Source organism: Brevundimonas sp., assembly GCF_013823285.1.
Taxonomy (GTDB): Bacteria; Pseudomonadota; Alphaproteobacteria; order Caulobacterales; family Caulobacteraceae; genus Brevundimonas.
Genome location: NZ_PNLV01000113.1, coordinates 1 through 7,267 on the forward strand (window position 1 = coordinate 1; position 7,267 = coordinate 7,267).

Sequence of the window (7,267 nt, forward strand, 5' to 3'; positions counted from 1 at the left end):
GGCGCAGCCCTCGGCCTCGCAGGGCACGATCAGGTAGCGGGCGTCGTTGACGATGCGGGCGGGGGCGTAGCTGGCGGCGATCTGGCTGGCCATGGCGGGGTCCTTCGGAAATCGGTGTGGCGTCTTGCTGATGAAAGCACCCTATGACAGTGTTGCGTCAAAATCGGACGTAGGTGAAATGCGACACGACAAGGCCGCCGTGGTCATCGACCTGGCCCGCCGCATGGCCGGCAGCGCCGAGGGCCTGACTCTGGACGAGATAGCCCGCGACATGGACGTGGGGCGCCGCACCGCCGAGCGCCTGCGCGATGCGGTGCTGATGTTGTTTCCCGGGGCCGAGGAGGTGTCGGATCCGCCCAACAAGCGCTGGCGCATCCGGGGCGGCCTGTCGGCCTTCGAGCAGGCGCCCACCACCACCGAGCTGGTGGAGCTGAACCGCGCCGCCCTGGCCCTGCGCCGGGCCGACGAGCCGGTGCGGGCCACGGCCCTCGAAAGCCTTGAGCGCAAGATCAAGTCGGCGGTGCGCTCCACCACCCTGAACCGGCTGGCGCCCGATCTGGAGGCGCTGGTGCGGGCCGAGACCATCGCGGTGCAGGCGGGGCCCCGCCCCACGGCGGACGAGGCCATGCTGGCGGCCATCCGCAGCGCCGTGCTGGCGGAACGGGCCCTGGGCTTCATCTACAGCCGGCCGGGCGCCGAGGCGCGCCGCCGCACCGTGGCGCCCTGCGGCCTGATGTTCGGGCGGGCCAACTATCTGGTGGCCGCCGATCTGGGCACGCAGAAGATCCAGACTTTCCGCCTCGACCGCATGAGCGCGGTGGAGGCGCTGGACCAGACCGCCCGCCCGCCGGAAGGCTTCGACCTTGCCGCCTTCGCCAACCGCTCGTTCGGCATCTATCAGGATGATGTGGAGGACGTGGCCCTGCACATCACTGCCGAGGGGGCGGCCGAGGCGCGAGCCTGGCGCTGGCACCCCACCCAGACGCTGGAGGACCAGCCCGACGGCTCGGTCATCGTGCGCTTCACCGCCAGCGGCATGCGCGAACTGGCCTGGCACCTGTTCACCTGGGGCGAGCGGGTCAGCATCCTCGCGCCCGACCGGCTGAAGGCGGTGATGGCCGACGAGCTGGCCGCGGCGATGCGGGCGCACGGCGCGCCTTGAGATCGCCGTCATGACGGGGTGAAACGGAACGGGAACGGATGTAGATAGACTCCGTCATCCTCGGGCTTGTCCCGAGGACCCACTCATCCGTCACCCGCTGGTGGAAGGACCGCCCCATACCGCCCCGCGCCGCAAGTTCCGCGAAAGCCGCCGCCGTAGGTCCTCGGGACAAGCCCGAGGATGACGGACAGGGTTTGCCGCCCCGCTTCGCCGACTGGTTCGCCGGGCGGGGCTGGGCTGTGCGCGATCACCAGCTGGCCATGGTGGCCAAGGGTCGCGAGGACGCCGACGTGCTGCTGGTGGCGCCCACCGGCGGCGGCAAGACCCTGGCCGGCTTCCTGCCCAGCCTGATCGACCTGACCGAGCGCGGCCCCCGCAACGGCCCCAAAGGCGTCCACACCCTCTATATCTCGCCGCTGAAGGCGCTGGCGGTGGACGTGGAGCGCAACCTGATGACCCCGGTGCGCGAGATGGACCTGCCCATCGTGGTGGAGTCCCGCACCGGCGACACGGGGCAGGCGCGCAAGCAGCGCCAGCGGATCACCCCGCCCGATATTCTGCTGACCACGCCGGAGCAACTGGCCCTGTTCTGCGCCTGGGAAGGCGCGCGGGGCTATTTCGCGGACCTGCGCTGCGTGGTGGTGGACGAGATCCACGCCATCCACAGCTCCAAGCGCGGCGACCTGCTGTCGCTGGGACTGGCGCGGCTGCGTCAGTTCGCGCCCCACGCGCGCTTTGTGGGCCTGTCGGCGACGGTGGACGATCCTGTGGCGGTGCGGCGCTGGCTGTCGGACCGGGGCGACGATCTGGTGCTGGGCCGTCCCGGCGCGCCGCCGGTGATGGAGGTGCTGCTGTCGGAGAGCCGGGTGCCCTGGGCCGGCCACACCGCCCAGCACGCCATGGATGAGGTCTATGAGACCATCAAGACGGCCACCACCACCCTGATCTTCGTCAATACCCGCTGGCAGGCCGAGTTCGCCTTTCAGGAGCTGTGGCGGCTCAACGAGGACGGTCTGGCCATCGCCCTGCACCACGGCAGCCTGTCGGCCGAGCAGCGCCGCAAGGTGGAGGCCCTCATGGCCCGGGGCGAGCTGCGGGCCGTGGTCTGCACCTCAACGCTGGATCTGGGCATCGACTGGGGCGCCGTGGATCTGGTGATCCAGCTGGCCGCGCCCAAGGGATCGTCCCGGCTGGTCCAGCGCATCGGCCGGGCCAACCACCGGCTGGACGAGGCCTCCCGCGCCATTCTGGTGCCCGCCAGTCGCTTCGAGATGCTGGAGTGTCAGGCGGCGGTGGAGGCGGTGGCGGAAAACGCCCTGGACGGCGAGCCGATCCGCGTCGGCGCACTGGACGTGCTGGCCCAGCACGTCATGGGCTGCGCCTGTTCCGAGCCCTTCGACCTTCAGGCCCTGTATGACGAGGTGCGCCGCGCCGCGCCCTATGCGGACCTGTCGTGGGAGGACTGGGAGCAGGTGGTGGATTTCGTCTCCACCGGCGGCTACGCCCTGAAATCCTATGACCGCTTCCGCCGCATCGTGCGGGGGCAGGACGGGCTCTGGCGCGTCCGCAATGAGGAGACCGCGCGCCGCCACCGCATGAACGTGGGCGCCATCATCACGGCCCAGACCCTGTCGCTGCGCCTGCCCGGCCGCCACGGCTCGGGCCGCAAGATCGGCGAGGCCGAGGAGTGGTTCTTCGAACAGATGACGCCGGGCGACACTTTCGTCTTCGGCGGCGAGATATGGCGCTTCATGGGCATCGAGGGGACCAACGCCATCGTCACTCGGGCGGCGGACAAGGAGCCCAAGGTGCCCAGTTGGGGCATGTCCAAATTCCCCCTGTCCACCTTTCTGGCGAGCCGGGTGCGGCGAATGATGAGCGACCCGTCGTCCTGGGCCGTCCTGCCCGCCGACGTGCAGGAGTGGCTTCAGGCCCAGCGCGACCATTCCAGCCTGCCGGGGATCGACGACCTGCTGATCGAGACCTTCGCCCGGGGCAACCGCTGCTTCATGGTGGCCTATCCGTTCGAAGGGCGGATCGCCCACTCCACCCTGGCCATGCTGCTGACCCGGCGGCTGGACCGGGCGGGGGTTGGCCCCATCGGCTATGTGGCCAATGACTACATGCTGGCCATCTGGTCGGTGAAGCCCATGGATGGCCTCGATTTCGACGCCCTGTTCGAGCAGGACATGCTGGGCGACGACCTTGAAACCTGGCTGGACGAGAGCTTCATGATGAAGCGCACCTTCAAGGACTGCGCCCTGATCGCCGGGCTGATCGAGCGGCGCATGCCGGGGCATGAGAAGAACAGCCGTCAGGTGACCTTCTCGGCGGACCTGATCTACGACACCCTGCGCCGCCACGACCCGGACCATCTGCTGCTGCGATGCGCCCGGGCGGACGCGGCGCGGGGCCTGCTGGATGTGGCGCGGCTGGGTGAGCTGCTGTCGCGCATCCGGGGCCGCATCCGCGTCCAGCGGCTGGAACGGGTTTCGCCCTTCGCCGTGCCCGCCATGATGGAGATCGGCCGCGAGCGCGCGCCGGGGTCTTCCGCCGCCGAGATGATGCTGGAGCAGGCGGCCCTGATCGAGGAGGCCATGGCGTGACGGCATGGCGGGTGCATCAGCGGCCGTGCGGCGCGGCGGTCATGGCGGTCAATGACGCCGAGGTGGTCCTGCGGCCCTCCGGCGCCCTGTGGCTGGAGGGCGAGCGCGCGCTCGTCGTGGCGGACCTGCATCTGGAAAAGGGCTCGGCCTACGCCGCGCGCGGCCAGATGCTGCCGCCCTACGACACCCGCGAAACCCTGGACCGGCTGCAGGCCGAGATCGAGGCGCTGGACCCGCGCGTGACGGTGCTGCTGGGCGACACCCTGCATGACGGCTCGGCCACCACCCGCATCGCGCCGGACGACCGGGAGCGCATCGCGGGGCTGGCCCGCCGCACGACGCTGCTATGGATCACCGGCAACCACGACCCGGACGGCGCCGGGAATCTGGCGGGCGAGACGGCGGTGGAGATCGGCCTGTCGAAACTGGTGCTGCGCCACGAGCCCAGCCCCGGCCTCACGCCCGGCGAGGCGGCGGGGCACCTGCACCCCTGCGCACGAGTGAAGGGGACGGCCGGGTCGGTGCGGCGGCGCTGCTTCGTCACCGACGGCCAGCGCCTGATCCTTCCGGCCTTCGGCGCCTACGCCGGCGGACTGAACGTGCGCGACCCAGCCTTCGCAGGCCTGTTCGCCCGGCCGCCCCTGGCGGTGGCCCTGGGGAAAAAGGCTCACGCTATCCGGTGGAGCGCGCTTCTCGGCGACTGATTGACCGCGCTCGCCCGCACGAGCGGGACGATGCGCGCCGCTTGCCCTTTGACCGCCGTCCCTGTAGGGGTCGCGTCCAAATTTCGCGCCCGCGCGCCACCCCGAACCCAGCGACATTCGATGAAGATCAACGGCAACACCATCAAGCCCGGCATGGTCCTGCAAGTGAACGGCGGCCTGTGGGTCGTGACCAAGGCCAGCCACGTCAAGCCGGGCAAGGGCGGCGCCTTCGCCAACGTTGAGGCCAAGAACCTCGAGACCGGCAACAAGCTGAACGAGCGCTTCCGCTCCGAGGACAAGGTCGAGCGCGTCACCCTCGAACAGCGCGACTACTCCTATCTGTTCGACAACGGCGACTCGCTGGTCTTCATGGACGACGAGAACTACGAGCAGATCGAACTGCAGAAGGACTGGGTCGGCGAGGACCGCATCGCCTATCTGCAGGAAGGCATGAAGGTGGTCATCGAGTCCCACGAGGAGCGCCCCATCGGCCTGTCGCTGCCGGACCAGGTGGTGCTGGAAGTCGCCGAGACCGAACCGACCGTGAAGGGGCAGACCGCCTCGTCCTCCTACAAGCCCGCCCTCGCCAATAACGGCGTGCGCATCATGATCCCGCCTTACATGTCCGCCGGCGAACGCATCGTGGTGGACACCGCCACCGGCGAATACGTCCGCCGGGCCGACTGATCGAATGGCTCTCGCTTCCGCCCTCGTCTCCGTCATCATCGACGCGGTCCGCAAGACCGGACGGCCCATGCTGCGCGACTTCGGCGAGGTGGCCGAGCTGCAGGTGTCCCGCAAGGGTCCGGCCGACTTCGTCACCGCCGCCGACACCAAGGCCGAGCAGACCCTGCGCGAACTGCTGAACAAGGCCCGGCCGGGCTATGGCTTCCTCGGCGAGGAAGGCGGCCTGATCGAAGGCACCGACAAGACCCACACCTGGATCGTCGATCCCATCGACGGCACCACCAACTTCACCCACGCCATCCCCCACTTCGCCATCAGCGTCGGCCTGGAGCGCAAGGCGCCGGACGGCTCCGCCGAGATCGTCGCGGGCGTCACCTACAATCCGGTGATGAACGACCTGTTCTGGGCCGAAAAGGGCAAGGGCGCCTACCTCAACGACAAGCGCATCCGCGTCTCGGGCCGCAAGGACCTGAGCACCTGCCTGTTCTCCACCGGTCTGCCGTTCCTCGGCAAGACCGGCCACGGCCAGTCCATCAAGGACATCCACGCCGTGGGCCAGCGCACCGCCGGCATCCGCCGCCTTGGCGCAGCCACTCTCGACCTGGCCTGGGTCGCGGCGGGCCGCTACGACGGCTTCTGGGAACGGGGCCTCCAGCCCTGGGACGTGGCCGTCGGCATGCTCCTGGTCACCGAGGCCGGCGGCGCGGTCACCGCCGTGGACAACGACACGGATCCCCGCTCCGGCAAGCAGATCGTCGCCGCTAACGGCGAGGTCCACAGCCAGCTGCGCAAGATCCTGCAGGACGCCTGACGCCCTGAGACAGGTTCGTCACGAACAGGGTCTAGCCTCGGGGCATGATCCGCTTCATCCTGATCGCCGCCCTCGTGTTCGCCGGAGGCCCGGCCCTGTCGCAGTCCGCCTTCCCCGAACCCCTCGTCATCGCCCATCGCGGCGCGTCCGGCGAGCGGCCCGAGCACACCCGCGCGGCCTATGAATTGGCCATCGAGCAGGGCGCCGACTTCATCGAGCCCGATCTGGTCATGACCCGCGACGGCTATCTGGTCGCCCGCCATGAGAACGAGATCGGCGGGACCACCGATGTGGCCGACCGCCCCGAATTCGCCGACCGCCGCAGCACAAAGACCATCGACGGCGTCTCGGTCACGGGCTGGTTCACTGAGGACTTCACCCTCGCCGAGCTGAAGACCCTGCGCGCCCGCGAGCGCCTGCCCCAGCTGCGCCCGGCCAACGCGGCCTTTGACGGCGAAGACCCGATCCTCACCTTCGCCGAAGTCATCGCCATCGCCCGCGCGGCCACAGCCCGCACCGGCCGCCCCATCGGCGTGATCCCCGAGCTGAAGCACCCGTCGTATTTCGCCGCCATCGGCCTGCCCATGGAGGACGCCTTCGTCGCCGTGCTGGAGGCCGAGGGCTGGGCGGGGCTTGACGCCCCGCTGGTGGTCCAGTGCTTCGAGGTGGAGCCCCTGCGGCGCCTCAACGCCCGTATCGAGGCGCCGCTGGTGCAGTTGATCGCCGCCGGTTCAGGTCCCTGGGACCGCCCCGACCTGACGCCCGCACAGATGCTCAGCCCTGAGGGCCTGGCCGAGATCGCCACCTACGCGGACATTCTGGGACTGGAAAGCGGGCTGGTCATCGTCCACGACAGCGGAACGCCCACCGGCGTGGTGGAAAACGCGCACGCCGCCAGCCTTCAGGTTCACGTCTGGACCCTGCGCGCCGAGAACTATTTCCTGCCGCCCCTCCACCGGCGCGGCGACGACCCCACCGCCCATGGCGACCTGCCCGGCTGGGCCCGTGCGCTCTATGACGCGGGCGTCGATGGCGTGTTCAGCGACTTTCCCGCCATCGCCGTTCAGGCGCGTCGATAGGGGACTTGCGCGTACCACTGTAACAGCGTAGTGGAACGCGCATGGCCTGCCAGGACCCGCCCACGGACAAGGACGCCCGGACCGCACTTTTCGACGCGATCCTGAGCCTGCGCACGCGCGAGGAGGTCGACGCCTTCCTCTCGGACCTGTGCACCCCGTCCGAAATCCGCGCCTTCGCCGAGCGGTGGGAGGTGGCGCGCCTGCTTGACGCGGGCGGT

General features: G+C 69.7%; 7 protein-coding genes. All 7 read left to right on the forward strand.

Annotated elements, in window-relative coordinates; translation table 11 throughout:
• Nucleotides 1-178 precede the first annotated feature (178 nt).
• The gene (locus C0461_RS12430; protein WP_292107434.1) at nt 179-1,162 is read left to right on the forward strand and encodes a WYL domain-containing protein; all 984 of its coding nucleotides are present in this window, start codon (nt 179-181) and stop codon (nt 1,160-1,162) included.
• A gap of 194 nt (nt 1,163-1,356) precedes the next feature.
• The gene (locus tag C0461_RS12435; RefSeq protein WP_292107437.1) at nt 1,357-3,768 is read left to right on the forward strand and encodes a ligase-associated DNA damage response DEXH box helicase; all 2,412 of its coding nucleotides are present in this window, start codon (nt 1,357-1,359) and stop codon (nt 3,766-3,768) included.
• Nucleotides 3,769-3,809: 41 nt separating this feature from the next.
• Nucleotides 3,810-4,472, forward strand: coding sequence for a ligase-associated DNA damage response endonuclease PdeM (pdeM, locus tag C0461_RS12440; protein ID WP_292107448.1), 663 nt, complete (start codon nt 3,810-3,812; stop codon nt 4,470-4,472).
• Between the two features lie 120 nt (nt 4,473-4,592).
• A complete protein-coding gene (efp, locus tag C0461_RS12445; protein WP_292107440.1) occupies nt 4,593-5,159 on the forward strand; it encodes an elongation factor P in 567 nt (188 codons plus the stop codon).
• Between the two features lie 4 nt (nt 5,160-5,163).
• Nucleotides 5,164-5,970: an inositol monophosphatase family protein gene (locus tag C0461_RS12450; protein WP_292107444.1), complete on the forward strand. Its 807-nt coding sequence runs from the start codon at nt 5,164-5,166 to the stop codon at nt 5,968-5,970.
• Between the two features lie 44 nt (nt 5,971-6,014).
• A complete protein-coding gene (locus tag C0461_RS12455; RefSeq protein WP_292107446.1) occupies nt 6,015-7,049 on the forward strand; it encodes a glycerophosphodiester phosphodiesterase in 1,035 nt (344 codons plus the stop codon).
• Between the two features lie 41 nt (nt 7,050-7,090).
• Nucleotides 7,091-7,267, forward strand: a 177-nt coding sequence (locus C0461_RS12460) for a YerC/YecD family TrpR-related protein (protein ID WP_292107449.1), incomplete at its 3' end; no start/stop codon positions are given.